Origin of the sequence: Streptacidiphilus jeojiensis (assembly GCF_042510965.1) — a bacterium.
Lineage (GTDB): Bacteria > Actinomycetota > Actinomycetes > Streptomycetales > Streptomycetaceae > Streptacidiphilus > Streptacidiphilus jeojiensis.
In genome coordinates this window covers 61846-86501 of record NZ_JBEUKS010000008.1, presented here as the reverse complement: position 1 = coordinate 86501, position 24656 = coordinate 61846, and the positions used below count along the sequence as shown (strand labels likewise).

The following is a 24656-nucleotide window of genomic DNA, read 5'->3' as shown; positions in this document are numbered from 1 at the left end:
ATGACAGCGACCGCCCCGGCCGGAACCCGACCGCAGATCCCCCGTCAGTGGCTCTCGCCGCGGACCGCGGTCCGGTCGTTCCCGCTGCTCCGCGCCGCCGCGCCGGCCCTGCTCGGCTACTGCGCGGTCCGGGTGCTCGGGGTGCTGATGCTGCTGGGCGTCGGGTCGAGCCGGCACCGCCCCGTGCTGCACCGGCTCGGAACCCTGTGGGACGCGGGCTGGTACGTCCGCATCGTCGAGCACGGGTACGGGTCGACCAACGGGCTGGTCGGCAGTCATGGGATCGCCTACAGCACGCGTGCCTTCCTGCCGCTGTTCCCCTGGCTGGCCGAGGCGGTCAGGGCGGTGCTCCCGGTGGCGCCGGGCACCGCGCTGGTGCTGGTCGCCTCGCTGAGCGGGATCGGCGCGGCCTGGGGCGCGTACGCGGTGGCCGCGCGCTGCCACGGGCACCGGGCCGGTGTGGTCGCCGCGGTGCTCTGGGGGGTGCTGCCGCTGGCCGTGCTGGAGAACACGGCCTACTCGGAGGCGCTGTTCAGCTGCCTCGCGGTGTGGACCCTGTACGCGGTGCTGGACCGGCGCTGGCTGACGGCCGGACTGCTGTGCCTGCTCGCCGGGCTGAGCCGGCCGAGTGCGATGGCCCTCACCGCGGCGGTGGCCGCGGCGGCTGCGGTGGAGCTGTACCGCTGCCTGCGCGGCCGTGGTTCGGTGCGCTGGTGGCGGCCGCTGACCGCCGCGGTGCTGGCGCCGCTCGGCTGGGTCGGCTACATCCTGTACGTGGGCCGGGTGGAGCACTCCTGGGGCGCGTACTTCCGGATACAGCGGGCCTGGGGCTCCAGCTTCGACGGCGGCGCGGCCACGGTGAAGTGGTTCGAGCAGGTGTTCCTGAGCCACCGGGCGGCCACCGGGATCCCGCTGGCCTACGCCGTGATGGCGCTCACGGTCTTCGCCTACCTGCTGCTCTTCGCGATCGCCGTGCTGCAGCGGCAGCCGCTGGTGCTGCTGGTGTTCAGCGCGGGCCTGCTGGCCATCGACCTCGGCAACGGCTCGCCGTACCCCCCACTGGCCCGCTTCCTGATGCCGGCGATCCCGCTCCTCTTCCCGCTGGCGGCCTCACTGTCCCGACTGCGCTCCCGGGCCACCCTGCTGGTGGTACTCGCCGCCGCAGCCCTGGTCTCGGGCCTGTACGGGGCGTTCGTGGTCTTCTACGGCGGCGCACCGTCCTGACGCTGTGCCTGGCTTGTCGCGCAGTTCCCCGCGCCCCTGCACGTTTGCAACTGAGCCAGTTGCAGCCCGCCAGGGGCGCGGGGAACTGCGCGGCCAACCACCTACGGTCTGCAGTCGAAATCCGACAGACGCCGCTGGGCTTCAAGCCCTACGGAGCGCCTCGGTCAGCCGTCCGGCGGCCTCGATGATGGCCTGCGCATGCAGCCTCCCGGGGTGCCGGGACAGCCGCTCGATCGGTCCGGACACGGACACCGCGGCCACCACCCGGTTGGAGGGCCCCCGCACCGGCGCGGAGACCGAGGCCACCCCCGGCTCGCGCTCGCCGATGGACTGGGCCCAGCCGCGCCGCCGCACCCCGGACAGCGCCGTCGCGGTGAACCGCGCGCCCTGCAGGCCGCGGTGCAGCCGCTCCGGCTCCTCCCAGGCCAGCAGCACCTGGGCCGCGGAGCCGGCCTTCATCGGCAGCGTGGAGCCGACCGGCACGGTGTCCCGCAGCCCGGAGAGCCGCTCCGCCGCGGCCACGCAGATGCGCAGGTCACCCTGGCGGCGGTAGAGCTGCGCGCTCTCGCCGGTGACGTCGCGCAGATGCGTGAGCACCGGTCCCGCCGTCGCCAGCAGCCGGTCCTCGCCGGCCGCCGCCGAGAGTTCCGACAGTCGCGGGCCGAGAATGAAACGACCCTGCATGTCACGGGTCACGAGTCGGTGGTGTTCCAACGCGACGGCCAGCCGGTGCGCGGTCGGCCGCGCCAGTCCGGTCGCGGCCACCAGTCCGGCCAGGGTTGCGGGGCCTGACTCCAGCGCGCTCAGCACCAGAGCAGCCTTGTCGAGAACGCCGACGCCACTAGAGTTGTCCATGCGCTGATATTGCAGTCTCAGATCGCGAGACGCAAGTTCAATTCTCTGGGATCTGCGCCACTCTTGGGAACAGCAGCCCCCAGGACCCCGTCAGGGGCACGCAATGACAACACGTAGACCGACGATGCAGCCGGTCGGAGGGACAGTGATGGGACGCACACTCGCGGAGAAGGTCTGGGACGACCATGTCGTCAGGCGAGCCGAGGGCGAGCCCGACCTTCTCTTCATCGATCTGCACCTGCTCCACGAGGTGACCAGCCCGCAGGCGTTCGACGGGCTGCGCCTGGCCGGCCGCAAGGTCCGCCGCACCGACCTCACCATCGCCACCGAGGACCACAACACCCCCACCCTGGACATCGACAAGCCCATCGCCGACCCGGTCTCCCGGGTCCAGCTGGAGACGCTGCGCGCCAACTGCGCGGAGTTCGGCGTCCGGCTGCACTCGCTGGGCGACGTCGAGCAGGGCGTGGTGCACGTGGTTGGCCCGCAGCTGGGACTGACCCAGCCCGGCACCACGGTGGTCTGCGGCGACTCGCACACCTCCACCCACGGCGCCTTCGGCGCACTGGCGTTCGGTATCGGCACCAGCCAGGTCGAGCACGTGCTGGCCACCCAGACCCTGCCGCTGGCCCCGTTCAGGACCATGGCGATCACGGTCGAGGGCGAGCTGGCCGAGGGCGTCACCGCGAAGGACCTGATCCTGGCGGTGATCGCCAAGATCGGTACCGGCGGCGGCCAGGGCTACGTCCTGGAGTACCGCGGCTCGGCCATCCGCAGCCTCTCCATGGAGGCCCGGATGACCATCTGCAACATGTCGATCGAGGCCGGCGCGCGGGCGGGCATGATCGCCCCCGACGAGACCACCTACGCCTACCTGGAGGGCCGCGACCACGCCCCCAAGGGCGGCGACTGGGACGACGCGGTGGCCTACTGGAACACGCTGGCCACCGACGAGGACGCGGTGTTCGACGCCGAGGTCTTCATCGACGCCGCCGAGCTCACCCCCTTCGTCACCTGGGGCACCAACCCCGGCCAGGGCGCCCCGCTGGGCTCCAACGTGCCCGACCCGGCCTCCTACGAGGACCCGCAGGAGCGCATCGCCGCCGAGAACGCCCTGCGCTACATGGGCCTCACCGCCGGCACCCCGCTGCGCGAGGTCCAGGTCGACGCGGTGTTCGTCGGCTCCTGCACCAACGGCCGGATCGAGGACCTGCGCGCCGCGGCCGCCGTCGTCGAGGGCCGCAAGGTCGCCGACGGGGTGCGGATGCTGGTCGTCCCCGGCTCGGTCCGGGTCGCCCTGCAGGCCATCGAGGAGGGCCTGGACAAGGTCTTCACCGCCGCCGGCGCCGAGTGGCGGCACGCGGGCTGCTCGATGTGCCTGGGCATGAACCCGGACCAGCTGGCCCCGGGCGAGCGCTGCGCCTCGACCTCCAACCGCAACTTCGAGGGCCGCCAGGGCAAGGGCGGGCGGACCCACCTGGTCTCCCCGCAGGTGGCCGCCGCCACCGCCGTCCTGGGCCACCTGGCCTCGCCGTCCGACCTGACCGACGCCCAGCAGCTCGTGGAGGCCTGAGCACCATGGAGAAGTTCACCACCCACACCGGCCGGGCCGTCCCGCTGCGCCGCAGCAACGTCGACACCGACCAGATCATCCCGGCGCACTGGCTGAAGAAGGTCACCCGCACCGGTTTTGAGGACGGCCTGTTCGAGGCCTGGCGCAAGGACGACGGCTTCGTCCTCAACCAGCCGCAGTACGCCGGGGCCAGCATCCTGGTCGCCGGACCCGAGTTCGGCACCGGCTCGTCCCGCGAGCACGCCGTCTGGGCGCTGGAGAACTACGGCTTCCGGGCCGTCATCTCCTCCCGCTTCGCCGACATCTTCCGGGGCAACTCGCTGAAGAACGGCCTGCTGACGGTCATCCTCCCGCAGGAGACCGTGGAGCGGATCTGGGCCCTGGTCGAGGCCGACCCGACCGCGGAGATCACCGTCGACCTGGAGGCCCGCGAGGTCCGCGCCGAGGGCGTCACCGCCTCGTTCGACCTGGACGAGAACGTCCGCTGGCGGCTGCTCAACGGCCTGGACGACATCAGCATCACGCTCCAGCAGGAGTCCGAGATCGCCGCGTTCGAGTCCGAGCGGCCCGCTTTCAAGCCGCGCACCCAGCCCGTCGGCTAGCCACTCCTGCGGCCCAAGTCGCGGCCCACCTCGCGGCCGTACGGCTGAAGTTTGAGCGTTCGTCACAACGGCCCCCCGGAACGGTCCAAGCGACCGAACCGGGGGGCCGTTGGCTTGCCTCCGGTGACTCTGTGTAAGGTCGAACTGAGGCTCCGGAAGGTGCAACTCCCCGCAGATGGCACAATCAGCACATGAGTCCGGCCGACCAACCCCCTCGCGACCCCGACCCGGGAGACGCGATGGAGGCTGTCGAGGCCGAGCTCTACAGGCTTGTGGCCACGCGGCTGAAGGTGGCACACGCCCAGGTGCGTGCCCTGGACGTGTCGGAGCCCATCCGGGCCGCGCTGACCCGTTCGTTGCTCCTGGTAACCGAGGCGGCGAAGCGCGATCTCCCGGAAGCGGCACGGAGGTTGGCCCGTTTCACGGACGCGTTGGACAGTGGGGAGCTCCCGCTGCCACCCGGGTCCTGAACGCCGAATCCATTGCGACACAAGGGTGATTCGCAGGTTTGGTATTTGAATTGCCGCATATACATGCCTAACGTGCGAAAAGCCCGGATCGAAAAAGAATCATCCGGGCACTGGTTTCCGAAGGGGAAGACGTGAACAAGGCGCAGCTTGTTGAAGCGGTGGCCGAGCAGCTGGGTGGCCGTCGGGCCGCCGCAGAAGCAGTGGACGCTGTGCTCGACACCATCGTCCGTGCGGTGACCGCGGGAGACCGCGTATCCGTCACCGGGTTCGGCACTTTCGAGAAGGTGGACCGCTCCGCGCGGTTCGCCCGCAACCCGCAGACCGGCGAGCGGGTCAAGGTCAAGAAGACCGCGGTGCCCCGCTTCCGTCCGGGTCAGGGCTTCAAGGACCTGGTCAGCGGCTCGAAGAAGCTTCCGAAGACCGGCCCGTCGGTCAAGAAGGCCCCCAAGGGCTCGCTGACCCCGGGCAAGAGCGGGATGGCGGCCCCGGCCGGCTCCCCGGCGGCCAAGAAGGCGGCGGCGAAGAAGACCACCGCCAAGAAGGCCACCGCGACGGTGAAGAAGGCAGCGGCCAAGAAGACCTCCGCCGCCGCGGCTGCCAAGAAGGTCACGGCCGTGAAGGCGACGACCCCGGCGAAGAAGACGACCGCCAAGAAGGCCGCCGTCAAGAAGACCACCACGGCCAAGAAGACCTCGGCCGCCTCCAAGGCCCCGGCGAAGAAGACGGTCACCGCCTCGGCGACCCGTCCGGCCGCCAAGAAGGCGACCACGGCCAAGAAGGCCGTCGCGGCGAAGAAGACGGCCGTCAAGGCCACCACGGCGAAGAAGGCCGTCGCCAAGAAGGCCCCCGCAAAGCGGGCCGTCAAGAAGGCCTGACCGCAGGCCGAGCAGTACCCGCAGGCGCTGGCCGACGGGCCGGGTACCAGGGACCATCCCCCTGGCGCCCGGCCCGTCCGTCGTCTTCCGTGCGGATGCGCTCCGAGCGCAGCCGTTCCGGGAGGCTCCCGAAGGACCCTCAGAAGGTCTGCAGCGTCAGGAACACCACGCGGCGCGCGTCCCCGTCGCCCTCGGTCTCGATCCTGACCCGCTGCCCCGGCCGGAGCAGCAGCAGCCCGCCGGCGTCGAACGCCGGGGCGTCGAAGGCCAGCGGGGTGCCGTCGTCGAGCAGCACCGAACCGCTGCGGGTCTCCGGGGAGTACGTGAACGCCGTTGCCTGCATGGCCTCAGCCTAGATCAGCCGGGCGTCCCGCCGGAGCGGCCGACCAGCGCCGCCAGGGCGGCCGTACGCGGCCCGGTGCCCAGCGCCAGCGCCTCGCGGAGGTCGTCCAGGGTGTCCACGTCCCGGCGGACCGAGGGGACGTCAGGGAGCGTCAGCTCGTGGGCGCCGGAACGGGCGTGGCGCAGCCGGGAGCCGCCCTCGAAGCCCGGCTGCAGCGGCACGCCCGCGGCGGCCGCCAGCAGGGTGGTGCCGACGCCCTGGGCGTCGGCCAGGAAGGCCCGCCGCTGCCCGGCGGCGGCGCGCAGCACCCGGTCCAGCTCCTCCGGGCGCAGCGCGGGCAGATCGGCCGACAGCGCGGCCACCCGCCCCGCCCCGAAGTGCCTGCGGGCCGCCTCGGCGCCGTGGGCCAGTGCGGCGTTGAGTCCCGCCCCGGGGAGGTCCGGCAGCAACTCCGCGCCGAGCAGGGCCAGCGCCGCGCCGGCCACCGCGTCGTCGGAGACCACCAGCACCCGCGCCACCGACGGACAGGCCAGTGCCGCCGCCACGGTGTCCTGGGCGAAGGCCATGGCGAGTTCGGGCCGCAGCGCCCCGGTGGCGTCGGCCAGCCTGCTCTTGGCGCGCGCCAGCGGCTTCAGCGGCACGACCAGGGTCCAGCGGAGGGGGCTCACAGCACGCCATTCTGCCCGCTCGCGCCGCCCGGTACGGGGGGTGCCTCGACAGCCTGTCCGGCCGCGGGAGACACTTGTACGGTCAGGATCAGCAGAAACTGTGCAAGGAGGAGTGCGCGTGCCCGGCAGGAGTACGAAGGCGGCCCGTCGCAGATACGGATTCTGGTACCGCCTCGCGGCGGCCATCGGAAAGCCGCCGCTGTTCCTGCTGACCAAGCGCGACTGGAGCGGAATGGAGAATTTCCCGGAGACCGGGGGATTCCTCACCGTGATCAACCACAACTCCTACCTGGACCCGCTGGTCTACGGCCACTTCCAGTACGACTCCGGGCGCCCGGCCCGCTTCCTCGGCAAGGCCGGCGTCTTCAAGGTGCCGGTCATCGGCCGGATCCTGCACGGTGCCGGACAGATCCCGGTCTACCGGGGCTCGGCGGACGCCGCGCACGCCTTCCGGGCCGCCGTCGAGGCCGTGAACAAGGGCGAGTGCGTGGCGTTCTACCCCGAGGGCACGCTGACCCGCGACCCCGACCTGTGGCCGATGACGGCCAAGACCGGTGCGGCCAGGGTCGCCCTGATGACCGGTGCGCCGGTCATCCCGGTGGCGCAGTGGGGCGCGCACGAGATCATCCCGCGCTATGCCAAGGGCGGTAAGGGCGACCGCAGGTTCCAGCCCTTCCCCCGGCACACGGTCAAGGTCGCCGCGGGCCCCGCGGTGGACCTGAGCGCCTTTCAGGGCAAGCCGATCACCGGCCCGGTGCTCCGCGAGGCCACCGAAGCGATCATGGACGCCATCACCGCGCTGCTGGAGCAGTTGCGCGACGAGAAGGCTCCGCCCGTACGCTACGACGTGCAGCGCGCCGCGACGGAGCAGCGCAAGGAGAGGGAGGCCGGTCGGTGACGACCCGTTGTGCCGTGTTCGGAGCCGGGTCCTGGGGAACCGCCTTTGCCATGATCCTCGCCGACGCGGGCTGCGAGGTCTCCCTCTGGGGCCGCCGCCCCGAACTGACCGAGACCATCAACCGGACCCGCTCCAACCCGGACTACTTCCCCGACCTGGAGCTCCCGCCGGGGGTGACCGCGACCAGTGACGCTGCAGAGGCCGCCGCCGGCGCCGAGTTCGCGGTGCTGACCGTGCCCTCGCAGACGCTGCGCGCCAACCTGCGGGCCTGGCGCGGCGCGATCGAGCCGGGGACGGTGCTGGTCAGCCTGATGAAGGGGGTCGAACTCGGCACCGCCAAGCTGATGAGCGAGGTCATCGCCGAGGTCGCCGAGGCGGGTCCGGAGCGGATCGCCGTGGTGTCGGGGCCCAACCTGGCCGGGGAGATCGTCCGCAGGCAGCCCGCGGCCGGTGTGGTCGCCTGCCAGGACGAGGAGGTGGCCCGGCGGCTCCAGGCGGCCTGCCACACCGGCTACTACCGCCCGTACACCGTCACCGACGTGGTCGGCTGCGAGCTCGGCGGCGCGGTGAAGAACGTGATCGGACTGGCCGTCGGCATCGCCGACGGCATGGGCCTGGGCGACAACACCAAGGCGTCGCTGATCACCCGCGGGCTGGCGGAGACCACCCGGCTGGGCCTCGCGATGGGCGCGGACCCGTACACCTTCGCCGGGTTGGCGGGCATGGGCGACCTGGTCGCCACCTGCTCCTCGCCGCTGTCCCGCAACCACACCTTCGGCACCAACCTGGGCCGGGGGATGACGCTGCAGGAGACCATCGCGGCCACCAAGCAGACCGCCGAGGGCGTCAAGTCCTGCGAGTCGGTGCTGGACCTGGCCCGGCGGCACGGGGTGGACATGCCGATCACCGAGACGGTGGTGGACATCGTGCACGGCGGGAAGCCCCCGCTGGTCGCCGTCAAGGAACTGATGTCCCGTTCGGCGAAGCCCGAGCGCCGTTAGCCCGGGTGCCGCGGTTGCGCCCGGTCGGCGGAGGCGGGAGCGCAACCGAAACGACCGAACGGTAGTCTCCATGGGGATATGAGCACTGAGTCCTCCTCCCCAGTCCCGGCTGCCGACTCCTCCCTCGCCGCAGCCTCCGTCCGCAAGCCGCGTGTGGCGATCGTCTTCGGCGGTCGCAGCTCCGAGCACGCGGTGTCCACGATCACGGCCGGCAGCGTGCTGCGCGCCATCGACCGGCAGGCGTACGAGGTGCTGCCGATCGGCATCACCACCGACGGCCGCTGGGCGCTGACCGCCGACGAGCCGGCCAGGATGGCCATCACCGACGGGAACCTCCCCAGCGTCGAGCAGGTGGCCGAGTCCACCGAGGGACAGGTCACCCTGCCGGTGAACCCGGTCTCCAAGGGCGAGCTGGTCTACACCGAACCCGGCTCCGTCCCCAAGGCGCTGGGCGAGGTCGACGTGGTCCTGCCGCTGCTGCACGGCCCCTGGGGCGAGGACGGCACCGTCCAGGGCCTGCTGGAGCTGTCCGGGGTGCCCTACGTCGGCTCCGGCGTGCTGGCCAGCGCGGTGGGCATGGACAAGGAGTACACCAAGCGGGTGCTGCAGGCCTTCGGCCTGCCGGTCGGCCCGTACACCGTGGTCCGCCCGCGGGAGTGGGCGGACGAGGCCAACCGGCCCGCGGTCCGGGCCAGGATCGCCGAGTTGGGCTTCCCGGTGTTCGTGAAGCCGGCCCGGGCCGGCTCCAGCATGGGCATCACCAAGGTCGCCGGCCCGGAGCAGTTGGACGCCGCGATGGCGGAGGCCCGCCGGCACGACCCCAAGCTGATCATCGAGGCCGGGCTGGTCGGCCGTGAACTGGAGTGCGGGGTCCTGGAGTTCGAGGACGGCCCGCGGGCCAGCCTGCCGGCCGAGGTGATGGTCGGCGAGGGCTACGACTTCTACGACTTCGAGGCCAAGTACATCGACTCCAGCGATGTGCAGATCCCCGCGGCGCTCACCGAGGACGAGACCGCGCGGCTGCGCGCGCTGGCGGTCGAGGTGTTCGAGGCGCTCTCCTGCGAGGGCCTGGCCCGGGTGGACGTCTTCCTGCTGGCCGACGGGACCTTCGTGGTCAACGAGATCAACACGATGCCGGGCTTCACCCCGATCTCGGCCTTCCCGCGGATGTGGGAGGCGACCGGCGTCGCCTACCCGGAACTGATCGACCGTCTGATCAAGGCGGCGCTCCGGCGCAGCACGGGCCTGCGGTAGCTTCCGCGTCTGCATGGCTTGTCGCGCAGTTCCCCGCGCCCCTATGGGTCTGCAACTGGCTCAGTTGCAGCACCTCAGGGGCGCGGGGAACTGCGCGACAAGCCACCTACGGCCCGCAGCAAAGAATCCCTAGATGCAGTTGAACCGCGCCCGCGCCGGATCCGCAGGATCATGCGCGAGCACCGCCGACGCCAGCCCCCCCAGCGGCGACTGCTGCCCCGCGTAGGACCCCGGGACGGTCACCTCGACGTACGTCCTCTGGACGATCGTGGTGAACTCATACCCCCCGCCCCCGGTCGTGCCGATCAGCCAGCACACGCCGTTGACGTCCTGGGCGTCGTGGTGGGCCAGGTCCGGGTCGTACTCGCCGGAGGACGGGTCCAGTGCGCCGGGGACGCCCACCCCGCACCGCAGCGTGATCGCCGGATCCCCCCAGGCCGCGGTGGTCCTGGACGCCGGCGAGACGGCGCGTGCGCGCTGCCCCAGCAGCGTCCCGGGCAGCGCCGCCACCAGCGCCCCGCACTGCGCCGCCGCGCTCCCGCTCGGCGTGGGCGCGGCCACACGCACGGCGCCGCTGCCGGAGGAGCAGCCCGCCAGCAGCAGGGCCGCCGCAGGCAGCAGCGCCGCCAGGGCACGGCGTACGGGGCGAGTGGTCACCCCGTGATGCTAGACGCGGCTACAGATTGACCACCGGGCAGGTCAGGGTTCGGGTGATGCCCTCGACCTGCTGGATCTGGGCGACGACCATCCGGCCCAGGTCGTCCATGGTCCCGGCCTCGGCCCGGACGATGACGTCGTAGGGCCCGGTGACGTCCTCTGCCTGCAGTACGCCCGTGATGCCGGCTATCACGCCGGCGACTGCGGACGCTTTTCCGACTTCGGTCTGCACAAGGATGTAGGCGTGTACCACGGTGGACCTCCCGGCGGCTCTGCAATTGCGGGTATGACGGCGATCGTGCGAGTGGGGACGGTGCGAGGGCTGTGGTTCCCCGCGAGCGCCCCGCTGAATCCCCGGCGGAGCCGCATGTTGTCACGCACACCACCGCGAGGGGGAGGCGTGCGGCCGCAGCCGAGGGCGTACGCTGCGCGCGGGAGTATCCATCACCGCGCCGGAAGGACACACATGCAGGGCACCGTCGGCGAGCTCGGCGAGTTCGGGCTGATCCGTGAGCTGACCGCGAGGCTGCCCCGGACCAGGGCCGTGGAACTCGGCCCTGGCGACGACGCGGCCGTGGTCTCGACCCCGGACGGACGGGTCGTCGCCACCACCGACGTGCTGCTGGAGGGCCGGCACTTCCGGCGCGACTGGTCCACCGCCTACGACGTGGGCCGCAAGTCGGCCGCGCAGAACCTCGCCGACATCGCCGCCATGGGCGCCGCGCCGACCGCCCTGCTGCTGGGCCTGGTCGCGCCGGCCGAACTGCCGGCCACCTGGGCGCTGGAGCTGATGGACGGCATCAGGGACGAGTGCCAGGTCGCCGGGGCCGCCGTGGTCGGCGGCGACGTGGTGCGCGGCGACACCATCACCGTGGCCATCACCGCCCTCGGCGACCTCCAGGGTCGCGCCGCGGTGACCCGCTCGGGCGCCCGCCCCGGCGACGTGGTGGCGGTGACCGGCTGGCTCGGCTGGTCCGCCGCGGGCTTCACGGTGCTCTCCCGGGGCTTCCGCTCGCCGCGCGCCTTCGTTGAGGCGCACCGGCGCCCGGAACCCCCGTACCACGCGGGCCCGGCGGCGGCGCAGCTCGGCGCCACCTCGATGATCGACGTCAGCGACGGCCTGGTCGCCGACCTGGGGCACGTGGCCGAGGCCAGCGGCGTGCACATCGACCTGCGGGCGGCCGGTTTCGACATCCCGGCGCAGATGGCCGACATCGGCCAGGCGGTCGGCGTCGACCCGCTGACCTGGGTGCTCTCCGGCGGCGAGGACCACGCCCTGGTCGCCACCTTCCCGCCGGACACCCACCTCCCCTCGCGCTGGCGCATCGTCGGTGAGGTCACCCGGCCGGCCGGGCTCTCCAAGACCGGGACGGTCACCGTCGACGGCGCCGTCTGGGACCGGGTCGGCGGCTGGGACCACTTCGGCGCCTGATTCCGGGCGTGTCAGGAGCTGGACGGAGCGGCGTCGACCGCCGGTTTCTGCATAGGCTTGATCCATGCGAATCGGTGTGCTGACCAGCGGCGGCGACTGTCCGGGACTCAACGCGGTGATCCGCTCGGTGGTGCACCGCGCGGTCGCCGACCACCAGGACACCGTGGTCGGCATCGAGGACGGCTTCCTGGGGCTGATCGAGGGCCGCGGCCGCCCGCTCGCCCTGGACGACGTCCACGGCATCCTCACCCGCGGCGGGACCATCCTCGGCTCGGCCCGGGTGGCCAGGGACCGGATGCGGGACGGGGTGGCCCGCGCCGCCGAGCTGGCCGGGACCCTCGGCATCGACGCCCTGATCACCATCGGCGGCGAGGGCACCCTCACCGCCGCCCAGCTGTTCAGCGACGCCGGGCTGCCCGTCGTCGCGGTGCCCAAGACCATCGACAACGACATCGACGCCACCGACGTCACCTTCGGCCACGACACCGCCGTCCACGTCGCCACCGAGGCCATCGACCGGCTGAAGACCACCGCCGAGTCACACCAACGGGTGATGGTGGTCGAACTCATGGGCAGGCACACCGGCTGGATCACCCTGCACGCCGGAATGGCCGGCGGCGCCCACGGCATCCTCATCCCGGAGCGGCCCTTCGACGTCGAGGAGGTCTGCCGGATGGTCGAGGAGCGGTTCTCCCGCGGCAAGAAGTTCGCCATCGTGGCCGTCGCCGAGGGCGCCGCCCCCCGCCCGGGCACCATGCGCTTCGAGCACGGCGAGACCGACGCCTACGGCCACCAGACCTTCGGCGGCATCGGCACCCGGCTGGCCGGCGAGATCGCCCAGTGGCTCGGCAAGGAGTCCAAGCCGGTGATCCTGGGGCACGTCCAGCGCGGCGGCACCCCCACCGCCCAGGACCGGGTGCTCGCCACCCGCTTCGGCTGGCACGCCGTGGAGGCCGTCCACAAGGGCGCCTACGGCCACATGACGGCGCTGCGCGGCACCGAGATCCGGCTGGTCCCCATCGTGGACGCGGTGACCCGGCTGAAGACCGTCCCCGAGGACCGCTGGTCGGAGGCCGAGGCGGTGCTCTAGCGGGCGCCGGATAGGTTGGTCCCATGCCGACACCGACCACCGCACCGCAGGCCACCTCACCGCGGGCCGCCGCACCGGCGCGGGTGCTCACCGTCGCCGGATCCGACTCCGGCGGCGGCGCGGGCATCCAGGCCGACCTCAAGACCATGCTGGCGCTGGGCGTGCACGGCATGAGCGTGATCGCCGCCGTCACCGCGCAGAACTCGGTCGGGGTGCAGGGCTACTGGGAGCTACCGGCGGAGGCGGTGCGGGCCCAGTTCCGCAGTGTGGTCGACGACATCGGCGTCCAGGCGGTGAAGACCGGGATGCTGGCCTCGGCCGAACTGGTGCGCACCGTCGCCGAACTGCTCGCGGGCGTGGACGCGCCGGTCGTGGTCGATCCGGTGGGCGTCTCCAAGCACGGCGACGCGCTGCTGGCCGACTCCGCGGTCTCGGTGCTGCGGGACCGGCTGCTGCCGGTGGCCACCGTCGCCACGCCCAACCTGCACGAAGTGGCGCAGCTCACAGGCCTCGAGGTGAGCCGCGAGAGCGAGATGCCGGACGCGGCCAGGGCGCTGCAGGACCTGGGTCCGTCCTGGGCCCTGATCAAGGGCGGCCACCTGGAGGGCGAGGCCGCCGATCTGCTGCGCGGGCCCGACGGCAGCGAGCACTGGTTCCGGGCCGCCCGCTACGACAACCGGCACACCCACGGCACCGGCTGCACCCTGGCCAGCGCCATCGCCTCGGAGCTGGCCCTGGGCCTGGACGTGCCCGAGGCCGTGGCCGCCGCCAAGGAGTACGTCACCGGCGCCATCGCCGGCGGCTTCGCCCTGGGCGCGGGCATCGGCCCGGTCGACCACGGCTGGCGGCTGCGCTGAGGCATGCAGAAGGCCGGCCCACCGTGAGGTGGACCGGCCTTCTGGAAGCCTGCAGGTGGCCGCGTCAGCGCGACACCTTGCCGGCCTTGATGCACGAGGTGCAGACGTTGAGCCGCTTCGGCGTCCGCCCAACCACAGCGCGCACCGTCTGGATGTTGGGGTTCCAACGACGACGGGTACGGCGGTGCGAGTGGGAGATGTTGTTGCCGAAGCCCGGCCCCTTGCCGCAGACGTCGCAGTTGGCAGCCACGGGAGTCACTCCAAAGACTTCAGATGCACTTACGTTGACAACCCCGGAGGCGCAGTGGCCGTGTGATGGCAGTGCCGTCTGACGACTGCGCTGCTTACCCAGGGGTGGCCCGGAGGGATCCAGGCAACCGGAGCAGCATACATCGGCTCACTCCGTACAACGAAACTACCACGTGACCACCGCAGGCTCCGCATCCGTCCGGGAACCGGCGCCGAGCTCCAACCTGCGAGGCGGCGGGGGTCACGGAACGGAATCCGTCGGGTGAAGCCGAGTAACCTGCCTGCACACCCCTCGCGCAGCCAAGGAGACACCACGGTGCTGGACACCCTCGACGCTCCCGCCGTGCGCACCTGGTGCCGGCTGTCGCTGGCCGCGCTCGGGCAGGCCCGCGAGGAGATCGACGCGCTCAACGTGTACCCGGTGCCGGACGGGGACACCGGCACCAACCTCTACCTCACCGTGGAGTCCGCCGCCGAGGAGGTCGACGGGCTGTTCGGGGCCGGGGCCGAAGCCCCCTCGCTGCCGCAGGCGTTGCGGGCCATGGCACATGGCGCCCTGCTCGGCGCCCGGGGCAACTCCGGGGTGATCCTGGCCCAGTTGCTGCGCGGCATCGCCTCCGCCATCGGCGCCGGCCCCGCCGACGGCCCGGCGCTCTGCCGGGCGCTGCGCCGCGCCGCCGACGCCGGCTACGAGGCGGTCGCCAAACCGGTGGAGGGGACGGTGCTCACCGTCGCCGCCGCGGCCGCCGAGGCGGCGGAGGCAGCGCTGCGGGCGGACCCGCGGATCGCGCTGGCCGCCGTGGCCGAGGCCGCCTACGAGGCCGCCCGCACCGCGCTGATCCGCACCCCGCTGCTGCTGGACGTGCTGGCCAGGGCAGGCGTCGTGGACGCCGGCGGCCGCGGGCTGGTGACCGTGCTCGGCGCGCTGGCCGACGCCGTGACCGGGCACACACCGATGGGTCCGCTCGCGCTGGCCGGCACCAGGGCCGCCGAGCCCGGGCCGCACGGCGAGCACGTCGCGGTCGAGGGCGGCCCGGCCTTCGAGGTGATCTACCTGCTGGACGCCGAGGACGGCACCCTGCCGGCGCTCCGGGAGTCGCTGGGGGCCCTGGGCGACTCGCTGGTCGTGGTCGGCGGCGACGGCCTGTGGAACGTCCACGTGCATGTGGACGACCCGGGCGCCGCGGTGGAGGCCGGCATAGTGGCGGGCCGTCCGCACCGGATCAGGATCACCCACTTCGCCTCGGCCGCCGCGACGGCCACCGCCGCCTCCGGCCCGGACGAGGACGCCCCGGCCAGGTCGCGGGGCGTGGTCAGCGTGGTCCACGGCGAGGGGATGGCCGGGCTCTGCGCCGAGTCCGGCGCGACCGTCCTGCACGCCGACCCCGACCGGGCGCCCTCCAGCACCGAACTGGCCGCCGCGGTCCGCCGGGCGCACGCGCGCGAGGTGGTGGTGCTGCTGAACGACACCGAACTGCGCGCCGCCGCCGGGGCCGCCGCCGAGCAGCTGCGCAAGGAGGGCGTGCGGGTCGCCGTCATCCCCACCCGCTCCGCGGTGCAGGGCCTCGCCGCGCTCGCCGTGCACGAGCCGGGCCGGCGCTTCGACGAGGACGTCGTCGCGATGACCTCCGCCGCCGGGGCCACCCGCTACGCCGAGATCGCGGTGGCCGAGGGCGAGTCCTGGACCATGGCCGGGGTCTGCCAGGCCGGTGACGTGCTCGGCCTGATCGACGGGGACGTCGCGGTGATCGGCACCGACACCGGGGAGACCGCGGCCGTGGTGCTGGACCGGATGCTCGCGGCCGGCGGCGAGATGGTCACCCTGATCCTCGGCACGGGCGCCGAGGACGCCGTCGCCGACCGGCTGGTGGCGCATGTGCGACGGGCCCACCCGGTGGTCGACACCGTCGTCTACCGGGGCGGCCAGCCGACATCACCGCTGCTCATCGGTGTCGAATGAGCCGTGCTGTCAGTGCCGCGGTGTACAGGTTGACGCGGAAGGGAGACCGGCGACCGTGTCCACGCTCGACGAACCACTGAAGAAGCTGGTCGGCGGCAACAGCGCCAAGGCGCTCGCCGACAGCCTCGACCTGCACACCACCGGTGACCTGCTGCACCACTACCCGCGCCGCTACGTCGAACGAGGCGAGCTCACCAGCCTGGACGAGCTGGAACTCGACGAGCACGTCACGGTGATGGCCAGGATCGAGAAGGCCGAGGTCATCCCGTTCAAGGGCCGCAAGGGCAACCGGCTGCAGGTCGTGGTCACCGACGGCCGGGGCCGGCTCACCCTGGCCTTCTTCAACCAGGCGCACCGGGTGCACGAGCTACGCCCCGGACGCCAGGGCCTGTTCGCCGGCAAGGTCGGCGTCTTCAACCGGGTCCGCCAGCTGATCAACCCCGACTACCAGCTGATGGACGAGGAGGATCCCGACCAGGCGGCGGCCTTCGCCGGGCGGCTGATCCCGGTCTACCCGGCCAGCACCAAGCTGCCCTCCTGGAAGGTCTCGCTGGCGGTCGACACCCTCCTCGGCGGCCTGGACTGGGAGGCGCTGGAGGACCCGCTGCCGGACCCGCTGCGGCTGCAGCGCGGACTGCTGCCGCTGGCCGACGCGCTGCGGCAGATCCACCGCCCGGCCAACCACGCCGAGCGCGTCGCCGCGCAGTCCAGGCTCAAGTGGGACGAGGCCTTCGTGCTCCAGGTCGCCCTGGCCCGCCGCCGCGCCGCCGACTCCGCCCAGCCCGCCGTCCCCCGGGTCCCGGTCAAGGACGGCCTGCTGGACGCCTTCGACGCCCGGCTGCCGTTCACGCTGACGGAGGGTCAGCAGACGGTCTCCGCCGAGATCTTCGCCGAGCTGGCCACCGCCCACCCGATGCACCGGCTGCTCCAGGGCGAGGTCGGCAGCGGCAAGACCCTGGTCGGGCTGCGGGCCATGCTCGCGGTGGTGGACACCGGCGGCCAGGCGGTGATGCTGGCGCCCACCGAGGTGCTGGCCCAGCAGCACCACCGCTCCATCGTGGAGATGATGGGCGACCTCGCCGAGGGCGGCATGCTCGGCGGATCCGATCTGGGCACCAAAGTGGTGCTGCTCACCGGCTCGATGGGCGTCCCGGCGCGGCGGCAGGCCATGCTGGACATGGTCACCGGGGACGCCGGGATCGTCATCGGCACCCATGCCCTGATCGAGGACAAGGTGCAGTTCCGCGACCTGGGCCTGGTGGTCGTGGACGAGCAGCACCGCTTCGGCGTGGAGCAGCGCGACGCCCTGCGCGCCAAGGCCGAACGCCCGCCGCACCTGCTGGTGATGACCGCCACCCCGATCCCGCGCACGGTGGCCATGACGGTCTTCGGCGACCTGGAGACCTCGGTGCTGGACCAGCTGCCGGCCGGACGCTCGCCCATCGCCTCGCACGTGGTCCCGGCCCTGGAACGGCCCAACTTCCTAGCCCGGGCCTGGGAGCGGATCCGCGAGGAGACCGCCAAGGGCCACCAGGCCTATGTGGTCTGCCCACGCATCGGCGACGCCGAGGACCAGAAGAAGAAGCCCTCCGCCGACGACGAACGCCGCCCCCCGCTCGCCGTTCTCGACGTCGCCGAGGAACTGTCCGGCGGCCCGCTGTCCGGGCTGCGGGTCGAGGTGCTGCACGGGCGGATGCAGCCGGACGCCAAGGACGACGTGATGCGCCGCTTCACCGCCGGCGAGGTGGACGTCCTGGTCGCCACCACCGTCATCGAGGTCGGCGTGAACGTCCCCAACGCCACCGTGATGGTCATCATGGACGCCGACCGCTTCGGCGTCTCCCAGCTGCACCAGCTCCGCGGCCGGGTCGGCCGCGGCTCGGCCCCCGGGCTGTGCCTGCTGGTCAGCGAAATGCCCGGCGGCAGCCCGGCCCGGCAGCGGCTGGACGCGGTGGCCGGCACCCTGGACGGCTTCGAACTCTCCCGGATCGACCTGGAGCAGCGCCGCGAGGGCGACGTCCTGGGCGCGGCCCAGTCCGGCGTGAAGTCCTCGCTCCGGCTGCTCTCCGTCCTGGAGGACGAGGACGTCATCACCGAGGCCCGCGACGAGGCCGCCCACCTGGTCGCCGACGACCCGGACCTCACCGACCACCCCGCCCTCGCCGCCGCCCTCCGCGCCCTCGTCGACGACGACCGAGCGGAGTACCTGGAAAAGGGCTGAACCACGCAGCCCCACAGGGGCGCGGGGAACTGCGCGACAAGCCCCCCACGTGGTAGAGCCCTCCGCGAACAGTGCTCCAGCCCCCGGGCGGCTAGCGTTGTCCACAACATCCACGCCACGAAGGACCCCGCAATGACCCGCGTAATCGCCGGCTCCGCCCGAGGCCGCCGCCTGGCCGTCCCGCCCGGCGAGGGCACCCGCCCGACCTCCGACCGCGCCCGCGAGGGCCTCTTCTCCACCTGGGAATCCCTCCGCGGCTCCCTCGCGGGCGCGCGCGTGCTCGACCTCTACGCCGGATCCGGCGCCGTCGGCCTGGAGTCGCTCTCCCGCGGTGCGGCCGCCGCCCTGCTGGTCGAGGCCGACCAGGCCGCCGTGAAGACGATCCTGGCCAATGTCCGCACCCTCTCCCTCCCCGGCGCCGAGGTCCGCTCCGGACAGGTCGAGAAGGTGCTCGCCGCGGGCGCCCCGACGCGCCCGTACGACGTGCTCTTCATGGACCCCCCGTACGCCGTCGCCGACGCCGAACTGGGCGAGATCCTGATCACACTCCGGACCGGGGGCTGGCTCGCCGAGGGCACCCTCGCCACCGTGGAGCGCGGCACCAGGGGCGGGGAGTTCGGGTGGCCCGAGGGCTTCACACCGCTCAGGGAGCGCCGTTACGGCGAGGCTACTCTCTGGTACGGTCGCGCCGCCGCCAGCGACGTCGGGAGCGAGTGAGGTATGGCCGTGCAAGAGAAGACCACTGTTCGCCGTGCTGTCTGTCCGGGTTCCTTCGACCCGATCACCAACGGGCACCTGGACATCATCGAACGGGCCTCGCGCCTCTACGACGTGGTCCACATCGCCGTGCTGATCAACAAGTCCAAGCAGGGCCTGTTCACGGTGGAGGAGCGGATCCAGATGATCGAGGAGGTCTCCGCCGGGTACGGCAACGTGGTGGTGGAGTCCCACCACGGGCTGCTGGTCGACTACTGCCGCGACCGCGGCATCCCGGCGATCGTGAAGGGCCTGCGCGCGGTCAGCGACTTCGACTACGAGCTGCAGATGGCCCAGATGAACATCGGCCTGTCCGGGGTGGAGACCCTGTTCGTGCCCACCAGCCCGACCTACAGCTTCCTGTCCTCCTCCCTCGTCAAGGAGGTCGCCGCCTACGGGGGCGACGTCTCGCACCTGGTGCCCGCGCTGGTGCACCGTCGTCTGGTCGCCAGGATCGCCGAACGGAAGTGACGGGCAGTAGAGTTCCTAGCTCCGGTCCATTGCCTCCTGGCTCCACTCCTCGGGGGGCGACCCCCGCACCCGCGAACAGGTGAGCTCAGGTGGACGTGCAGCAGAAGCTCGACGAGATCGCCACGACGGTCGAGAACTCCCGTTCGATGCCCATGTCGGCGTCGATCGTGGTCAACAAGGCCGAGCTGATCGCCATGCTCACCGAACTGCGGGAGGCGCTGCCGACCGAGCTCGCGCAGGCCCAGCAGACCGTGCAGCAGGGCGACCAGGTGGTCGAGGACGCCCGCCGTGAGGCGGAGCGGATCGTCCAGGAGGCGCAGGGGGAGCGGGCCAGGCTGATCTCCGGCACCGAGGTGGCCATGCGGGCCCAGGCGGAGGCGAACCGGATCCTGGCCGAGGCCAAGGCCGAGTCCGAGGAGGAGCGCCGGGAGGCCGACGACTACGTCGACAGCAAGCTGGCCAACTTCGAGGTGGTGCTCACCAAGACGCTCGGTGCCATCGGCCGCGGCAGGGCGAAGCTGCGCACCGGTGGCGCCCCGGTCGAGGGCGAGGACGGCGAGGAGTTCGAGCAGGACCAGTTCCGCTCGCCCAGCCCGGAGGTGGACGAGTACGTCGACGTCAAGCTCGCCGCCCTGGAGACCGCGCTCAGCAAGACCCTGGACGCGGTCGGCCGGGGCCGGGACAAGCTCCTCGGCAAGCGCCCCATCGACGAGTTGGGCGCCTACCTGGCCGCGGCCGACGAGGCCACCGGGGTCAACCAGGGCGCCGAGCGGCAGGCCGCGGTCGCCGCCGAGCTGGCCCAGGCCGGCCTGCTCCCGCCGGAGCAGCAGCACCAGTCGCACCAGCAGCCGCAGTACGACCAGCAGCACTTCGACCCGCAGCACCAGCAGCAGGCCGAGCCGCAGTACTGGCAGCCGGTCGAGGTGGACGCCAACGGCTACCCCTACGTCCAGCCCGGGGTGTACCAGCAGGAGCAGCCGCAGTACGACCAGTACGGCTACCAGCCCCAGGTCCCGCAGCAGCAGTCGCAGGAGTACGACCCGTACACCGGGTACGCCCCGCAGCCGGTGCAGCAGTACGACGCCTACGGGCAGCCGGTGCCGCCGCAGTACGTGCCGCAGCAGGCCGGCCTGGACGAGACCAGCTTCTTCGACACCGGCTTCATCGACGTCAGCAAGCTGCGCGAGCTCGGCGGCGGACAGCACCACTGAGCAGGCGCCGAGCAGGCGGATTGGGACCTGGGCCCGACCTCCGGTAGTCTGACCTCTCCGGCCTGTTCAGCGCCGGGGAGTGTCGGCTGCCCCGAACGTCCCGTACGTTCGCGTGCGTAGCCGATGCGCAGATCACCGCAGTCGTGGCAGACGACGTGCGCCGTAGAGAGCAGGAAACCCTGAACCGCCTCGACCACCGCGATCCGCTTGTGTTTGACACACACGAGCTGGGACGTCGGCCTGGGTCGATGCGCAAGGTTTCCCGTTCCCTCCCGGCGCCGGAGGGCCTCGGCATCGAGGTGATCGGCGTCCCCGTAGGCAGCGCTGTCGAGCTGGACCTCCGACTGGAGTCGGTGGTCGAGGGCGTACTCGTCACGGGTACGGTCGAGGCGGATCTCAAGGGCGAGTGCGTGCGCTGCCTGGAGCCGATCGAGCAGGAGCTCGAAGCGGACTTCCAGGAGCTGTACTACTACCCGGAGGCCGCGGACCGTTTCGGTGGCACGTCCAAGACCTCCGAGGACGACGACGAGGACGAAGAAGCTTCCCGACTCGAGGGCGACCTGTTCGACCTCGAGCCGGTGCTGCGTGACGCGGTGGTGCTCGCACTGCCGCTGCAGCCGGTGTGCCAGGAAGACTGCCTGGGCCTCTGCTCCGAATGCGGGGCGCGGCTCACGGACGACCCGGACCACCATCACGAGGCCGTCGACCCCCGGTGGGCGGCTCTGCAGGGACTCTCGGCTCTCGCATCTGAGGCCGGTAGCGAAGACAGCGGTACCCGTGAGGGTGCTGCCGAGAACCAGGAGAAGTAGCCGTGGCTGTTCCGAAGCGGAAGATGTCGCGCAGCAACACGCGCCACCGCCGTTCGCAGTGGAAGGCTGCGGTCCCCGCCCTGGTGGCTTGCGACCGCTGCCACGAGCCCAAGCTGGGCCACATCGCGTGCCCGAGCTGCGGCACGTACAACCGCCGTCAGGTCCTCTCGGTCTGATCGGCTGGTGACACACACGATGTCAGCGTCTGCGCTGCAACACGCCGACACCGGGTATGCCGTCCTGGAGGGGCGGCTCGGGTACGAACTCGAGCCGGCCCTCCTGGTACGTGCTCTCACGCACCGCTCGTACGCGTACGAGAACGGTGGCCTGCCCACCAACGAGCGCCTGGAGTTCCTGGGCGACTCGGTGCTGGGCCTGGTGGTCACGGACACTCTGTACCGGATCCACCCCGACCTCCCGGAGGGGCAGCTCGCGAAGCTGCGCGCCGCGGTGGTCAACTCGCGCGCCCTCGCCGGAGTGGCCCGCGGTCTGGAGCTCGGCTCCTTCATCAGCCTCGGGCGCGGCGAAGAGGGTACCGGTGGACGCGACAAGTCCTCCATCCTCGCCGACACCCTTGAGGCGATCATCGGCGCGGTCTACCTGGACCAGGGCCTGCAGGCGGCCGACGAGCTGGTGCACCGGCTGTTCGACCCGCTGATCGAGGAGTCCTCCAACCTCGGCGCCGGGCTCGACTGGAAGACCAGCCTGCAGGAGCTCACCGCCTCCGTCGGCATCGGCGTCCCCGAGTACGTGGTCTCCGAGTCCGGTCCCGACCACGAGAAGACCTTCATCGCCGCGGCCCGGGTCGCCGGCGACGACTACGGCACCGGCACCGGCCGCTCCAAGAAGGAAGCGGAGCAGAAGGCCGCGCAGAACGCCTGGCACTCGATCCGCGAGAAGCACGGTCTGGCCGAGCCGCAGCCGGCTCCGGAGCAGACCGCGACCACTCCCGCGGACCCCGCCGCAGGTGCCTGAACTCCCCGAGGTCGAGGTGGTCCGCCGCGGCCTCGACCAGTGGGTCAGTGGACGGACCGTCAGCTCGGTCACGGTCCTGCACCCGCGCGCGGTGCGTCGGCACACCGCGGGCGCCGAGGACTTCGCCGCGCAGCTGGCCGGCCGCACCCTCGGCCCGGCGCAGCGCCGCGGCAAGTACCTGTGGCTGCCCATGCCCGGCACCGGCAGCTCGCTGATCGGCCACCTCGGCATGAGCGGCCAGCTGCTGATCCAGCCCGAGGCCGCCCCCGCCGAGACCCACCTGCGGGTCAGGATCCGTTTCGCCGACGCGGTCGACACCGAGCTGCGCTTCGTCGACCAGCGCACCTTCGGCGGCCTGGCGGTCGAGGACGCCGACCCCAGCGATCCCGAGGCGGCCCCGCTGTCGCTGGCGCACATCGCCCGCGACCCGATGGACCCCCGCTTCGACGACAACGCCTTCCTCGCCGCACTGCGGCGCCGCAGCTCGGGCGTGAAGCGCGCGCTGCTGGACCAGACCCTGATCAGCGGCGTCGGCAACATCTACGCCGACGAGGCGCTGTGGCGCGCCAGGCTGCACTACGAACGCCCCGCCGACACCCTCTCCCGGGCCCAGGCGGCACTGCTGCTGGCCTCGGCCCGCGAGGTGATGGGCGCGGCGTTGGCGGTGGGCGGCACCAGCTTCGACAGCCTCTACGTCAACGTCAACGGCGAGTCCGGCTACTTCTCCCGTGCACTGGACGCCTACGGCCGCGAGAACGAACCCTGCAACCGCTGCGCGACCCCGATGCGCCGGGCCGCCTGGATGAACCGCTCCAGCTACTTCTGCCCCCGCTGCCAGCGCCTTCCCCGCCCCCGAGGCTAGCCCTTCTGCCGGTTGTTCGGCTGCGGCTCCTGCATGGCTTGTCGCGCAGTTCCCCGCGCCCCTGAGGTGCTGCAACTGAACCGCTGTGGGTCAGTTGCAGTTGGATAGGGGCGCGGGGAACTGCGCGACCAGCCAGCTACGGTCCGCAGTCGAACGCTCGTCAGTAACCACCCACACCGAAGTCGTACACCGTGCAGGACCGGTACTCCTCGCCCGGCCGCAGCACCGTGGACGGATAGTCCCCGCGGTTGGGGGAGTCCGGGAAGTGCTGGGTCTCCAGGGCCACGCCCGAGTACCTGCCGTAGCCGCGCCCGGAGGGGCCGGTCAGGCTGCCGTCCAGGCCGTTCCCGCTGTAGACCTGGATTCCGGGCTCGGTCGTGGAGAGCGTCAGTACCCGCCCCGAGCCCGGGTGCCGCAGTACGGCGACCACCCGCGGAGCGTCCGTGCGGCCGCCTTCCAGCGCCCAGCAGTGGTCGTAGCCGCCGGCGATGGCGAGCTGCCCGTCCTCGTCGTGGATGCGCTCGCCCAGCAGCCGGGGCGCGGTGAAGTCGAACGGCGTCCCGGCGACCGGGGCCGGCGGCCCCGCGAGCGGGCGCAGCTCCTGGTCCACCGGCAGGTAGCCCGCGGCGGCCAGGGTGAGCTCATGGTCGAGGACGCTGTCGCAGCCCTCGCCGGCCAGGTTCAGATAGGAGTGGTTGGTCAGGTTGACCACGGTGGGCGCGCTGGTGGTGGCGCGGTAGTCGATCCGCAGCCGCCCCTCGGCCAGGCTGTAGCGCACCGTCGCCCGCAGCGTCCCGGGGAAGCCCTGGTCGCCGTCCGGGCTGACCAGGGAGAGCTCCACGCCGCTGCCGCCGACCACCTCGACCGGCTCGGCCGACCACAGCCGGGCGTCGAACCCCTGGTCGCCGCCGTGCAGGGCGTTGGCGCGAGGGGTGTCGCTCAGCGGCACCTGGTGGGTGCGGCCGTCCAGGGTGAACCGGCCGTCGGCGATGCGGTTGCCGAAGCGGCCGATGGTCGCGCCGAAGAAGGGCGGCCGCTCCGCGAGATAGCCGTCGAGGTCCGGGTGGCCGAGCACGACGTTCACCGCCTCCCCCGTGCCCCCGTCCGGATCGGGCAGGTGCACGGTGTGCAGCACCGCGCCGTACTCCAGGACGGCGGCGCTGGTACCGCGGGCGTCGGTGAGGATCCACCGGTGCACCGGGGTGCCGTCCGCGAGGGCGCCGAAGCTCTCGCGCACCGGGGCGTGCGGCTGGGACGACTGGGGCTGGGCTGAGGACAGCAAGGGCAGGACTCCTGATCCGGTCTCGCGGCACCTGCCGTGAGGGGGCCGGGGTGCGCGTGCC

At 72.2% G+C, this 24656-nt stretch carries 26 protein-coding genes and 1 pseudogene; 20 read left to right on the top strand and 7 right to left on the bottom strand.

The genetic code is table 11. The features are described from left to right. Nucleotides 1-1224: a hypothetical protein gene (locus tag ABUW04_RS22665; protein ID WP_380566408.1), complete on the top strand. Its 1224-nt coding sequence runs from the start codon at nt 1-3 to the stop codon at nt 1222-1224. Nucleotides 1225-1365: 141 nt separating this feature from the next. Here the strand turns inward: ABUW04_RS22665 and ndgR are convergent, their stop codons facing one another. After that, a complete protein-coding gene (gene ndgR, locus ABUW04_RS22660) occupies nt 1366-2079 on the bottom strand; it encodes an IclR family transcriptional regulator NdgR (protein WP_030263993.1) in 714 nt (237 codons plus the stop codon). A gap of 148 nt (nt 2080-2227) precedes the next feature. Here ndgR and leuC point away from each other — a divergent pair, with 148 nt between their 5' ends. From leuC to ABUW04_RS22645, 4 genes are all read left to right on the top strand, one after another. Continuing rightward, entirely contained in the window at nt 2228-3652 is a 1425-nt protein-coding gene (leuC, locus tag ABUW04_RS22655) for a 3-isopropylmalate dehydratase large subunit (RefSeq protein WP_030263990.1), read from the top strand. Between the two features lie 5 nt (nt 3653-3657). After that, nucleotides 3658-4254 (top strand): 3-isopropylmalate dehydratase small subunit, encoded by a 597-nt coding sequence (gene leuD / locus ABUW04_RS22650; RefSeq protein ID WP_030263987.1) that lies wholly within the window; start codon nt 3658-3660, stop codon nt 4252-4254. A gap of 191 nt (nt 4255-4445) precedes the next feature. Continuing rightward, entirely contained in the window at nt 4446-4724 is a 279-nt protein-coding gene (locus tag ABUW04_RS39725; RefSeq protein WP_449341754.1) for an SCO5555 family protein, read from the top strand. A 131-nt stretch (nt 4725-4855) separates the two neighbouring features. Further along, a complete protein-coding gene (locus ABUW04_RS22645) occupies nt 4856-5599 on the top strand; it encodes an HU family DNA-binding protein (RefSeq protein ID WP_030263978.1) in 744 nt (247 codons plus the stop codon). 139 nt (nt 5600-5738) lie between these two features. Here the strand turns inward: ABUW04_RS22645 and ABUW04_RS22640 are convergent, their stop codons facing one another. Both ABUW04_RS22640 and cofC read right to left on the bottom strand, forming a co-directional pair. Then, a complete protein-coding gene (locus ABUW04_RS22640) occupies nt 5739-5942 on the bottom strand; it encodes a hypothetical protein (RefSeq protein WP_030263975.1) in 204 nt (67 codons plus the stop codon). Nucleotides 5943-5956: 14 nt separating this feature from the next. Continuing rightward, entirely contained in the window at nt 5957-6610 is a 654-nt protein-coding gene (gene cofC, locus ABUW04_RS22635) for a 2-phospho-L-lactate guanylyltransferase (RefSeq protein ID WP_380566407.1), read from the bottom strand. Nucleotides 6611-6728: 118 nt separating this feature from the next. Between cofC and ABUW04_RS22630 the strand changes: the two genes are divergently transcribed. From ABUW04_RS22630 to ABUW04_RS22620, 3 genes are all read left to right on the top strand, one after another. After that, on the top strand, nt 6729-7508 hold the full coding sequence (locus tag ABUW04_RS22630) for a lysophospholipid acyltransferase family protein (RefSeq protein ID WP_030263969.1): 780 nt from the start codon (nt 6729-6731) through the stop codon (nt 7506-7508). Next, complete coding sequence (locus tag ABUW04_RS22625) at nt 7505-8509, top strand: NAD(P)H-dependent glycerol-3-phosphate dehydrogenase (RefSeq protein ID WP_030263966.1); 1005 nt, start codon at nt 7505-7507, stop codon at nt 8507-8509. The genes ABUW04_RS22630 and ABUW04_RS22625 overlap by 4 nt, the downstream gene beginning before the upstream one ends. 78 nt (nt 8510-8587) lie before the next feature. Further along, nucleotides 8588-9763: a D-alanine--D-alanine ligase family protein gene (locus tag ABUW04_RS22620; protein WP_030263963.1), complete on the top strand. Its 1176-nt coding sequence runs from the start codon at nt 8588-8590 to the stop codon at nt 9761-9763. 129 nt (nt 9764-9892) lie between these two features. On the opposite strand, the gene ABUW04_RS22615 is transcribed toward ABUW04_RS22620, so the two are convergent. Both ABUW04_RS22615 and ABUW04_RS22610 read right to left on the bottom strand, forming a co-directional pair. Further along, nucleotides 9893-10420: a DUF3515 domain-containing protein gene (locus tag ABUW04_RS22615; protein WP_380566406.1), complete on the bottom strand. Its 528-nt coding sequence runs from the start codon at nt 10418-10420 to the stop codon at nt 9893-9895. Nucleotides 10421-10439: 19 nt separating this feature from the next. Beyond that, nucleotides 10440-10673 carry an Lrp/AsnC family transcriptional regulator gene (locus ABUW04_RS22610; protein ID WP_030263959.1) on the bottom strand — a complete coding sequence of 78 codons (234 nt, stop codon included), beginning with the start codon at nt 10671-10673 and terminating at the stop codon, nt 10440-10442. Between the two features lie 213 nt (nt 10674-10886). Here ABUW04_RS22610 and ABUW04_RS22605 point away from each other — a divergent pair, with 213 nt between their 5' ends. From ABUW04_RS22605 to thiD, 3 genes are all read left to right on the top strand, one after another. Then, nucleotides 10887-11852, top strand: a complete 966-nt coding sequence (locus tag ABUW04_RS22605) for a thiamine-phosphate kinase (protein WP_030263956.1) — start codon at nt 10887-10889, stop codon at nt 11850-11852. 64 nt (nt 11853-11916) lie between these two features. Then, nucleotides 11917-12942, top strand: coding sequence for an ATP-dependent 6-phosphofructokinase (locus ABUW04_RS22600; RefSeq protein ID WP_380566405.1), 1026 nt, complete (start codon nt 11917-11919; stop codon nt 12940-12942). Between the two features lie 23 nt (nt 12943-12965). After that, nucleotides 12966-13799 carry a bifunctional hydroxymethylpyrimidine kinase/phosphomethylpyrimidine kinase gene (gene thiD, locus ABUW04_RS22595; protein ID WP_380566404.1) on the top strand — a complete coding sequence of 278 codons (834 nt, stop codon included), beginning with the start codon at nt 12966-12968 and terminating at the stop codon, nt 13797-13799. 139 nt (nt 13800-13938) lie between these two features. On the opposite strand, the pseudogene rpmB reads toward thiD, so the two are convergent. Further along, nucleotides 13939-14049 (bottom strand): annotated as a pseudogene (gene rpmB, locus ABUW04_RS39720) (50S ribosomal protein L28); the annotation flags it as partial. 315 nt (nt 14050-14364) lie between these two features. Between rpmB and ABUW04_RS22585 the strand changes: the two are divergent. The 9 genes from ABUW04_RS22585 to mutM all read left to right on the top strand — a co-directional run bounded on the left by ABUW04_RS22585 (nt 14365) and on the right by mutM (nt 23313). Next, nucleotides 14365-16008, top strand: a complete 1644-nt coding sequence (locus ABUW04_RS22585) for a DAK2 domain-containing protein (RefSeq protein WP_380566403.1) — start codon at nt 14365-14367, stop codon at nt 16006-16008. A 55-nt stretch (nt 16009-16063) separates the two neighbouring features. Then, entirely contained in the window at nt 16064-18229 is a 2166-nt protein-coding gene (recG, locus tag ABUW04_RS22580) for an ATP-dependent DNA helicase RecG (RefSeq protein ID WP_380566402.1), read from the top strand. A gap of 132 nt (nt 18230-18361) precedes the next feature. Continuing rightward, a complete protein-coding gene (gene rsmD / locus ABUW04_RS22575; protein ID WP_030263942.1) occupies nt 18362-18946 on the top strand; it encodes a 16S rRNA (guanine(966)-N(2))-methyltransferase RsmD in 585 nt (194 codons plus the stop codon). Between the two features lie 3 nt (nt 18947-18949). After that, nucleotides 18950-19456: a pantetheine-phosphate adenylyltransferase gene (gene coaD, locus ABUW04_RS22570; protein WP_030263939.1), complete on the top strand. Its 507-nt coding sequence runs from the start codon at nt 18950-18952 to the stop codon at nt 19454-19456. A gap of 89 nt (nt 19457-19545) precedes the next feature. Continuing rightward, on the top strand, nt 19546-20667 hold the full coding sequence (locus ABUW04_RS22565) for a cell division initiation protein (RefSeq protein WP_380566401.1): 1122 nt from the start codon (nt 19546-19548) through the stop codon (nt 20665-20667). A gap of 143 nt (nt 20668-20810) precedes the next feature. After that, the gene (locus ABUW04_RS22560) at nt 20811-21476 is read left to right on the top strand and encodes a YceD family protein (RefSeq protein WP_380566400.1); all 666 of its coding nucleotides are present in this window, start codon (nt 20811-20813) and stop codon (nt 21474-21476) included. A gap of 2 nt (nt 21477-21478) precedes the next feature. Continuing rightward, on the top strand, nt 21479-21652 hold the full coding sequence (gene rpmF / locus ABUW04_RS22555) for a 50S ribosomal protein L32 (RefSeq protein WP_030263933.1): 174 nt from the start codon (nt 21479-21481) through the stop codon (nt 21650-21652). Between the two features lie 19 nt (nt 21653-21671). Next, nucleotides 21672-22451 (top strand): ribonuclease III, encoded by a 780-nt coding sequence (gene rnc, locus ABUW04_RS22550; RefSeq protein WP_030263931.1) that lies wholly within the window; start codon nt 21672-21674, stop codon nt 22449-22451. Next, on the top strand, nt 22444-23313 hold the full coding sequence (gene mutM, locus ABUW04_RS22545; protein ID WP_380566399.1) for a bifunctional DNA-formamidopyrimidine glycosylase/DNA-(apurinic or apyrimidinic site) lyase: 870 nt from the start codon (nt 22444-22446) through the stop codon (nt 23311-23313). Before rnc ends, mutM begins: the two co-directional genes overlap by 8 nt. A gap of 160 nt (nt 23314-23473) precedes the next feature. Here the strand turns inward: mutM and ABUW04_RS22540 are convergent, their stop codons facing one another. After that, on the bottom strand, nt 23474-24595 hold the full coding sequence (locus ABUW04_RS22540) for an aldose epimerase family protein (RefSeq protein WP_380566398.1): 1122 nt from the start codon (nt 24593-24595) through the stop codon (nt 23474-23476). Nucleotides 24596-24656 lie beyond the last annotated feature (61 nt).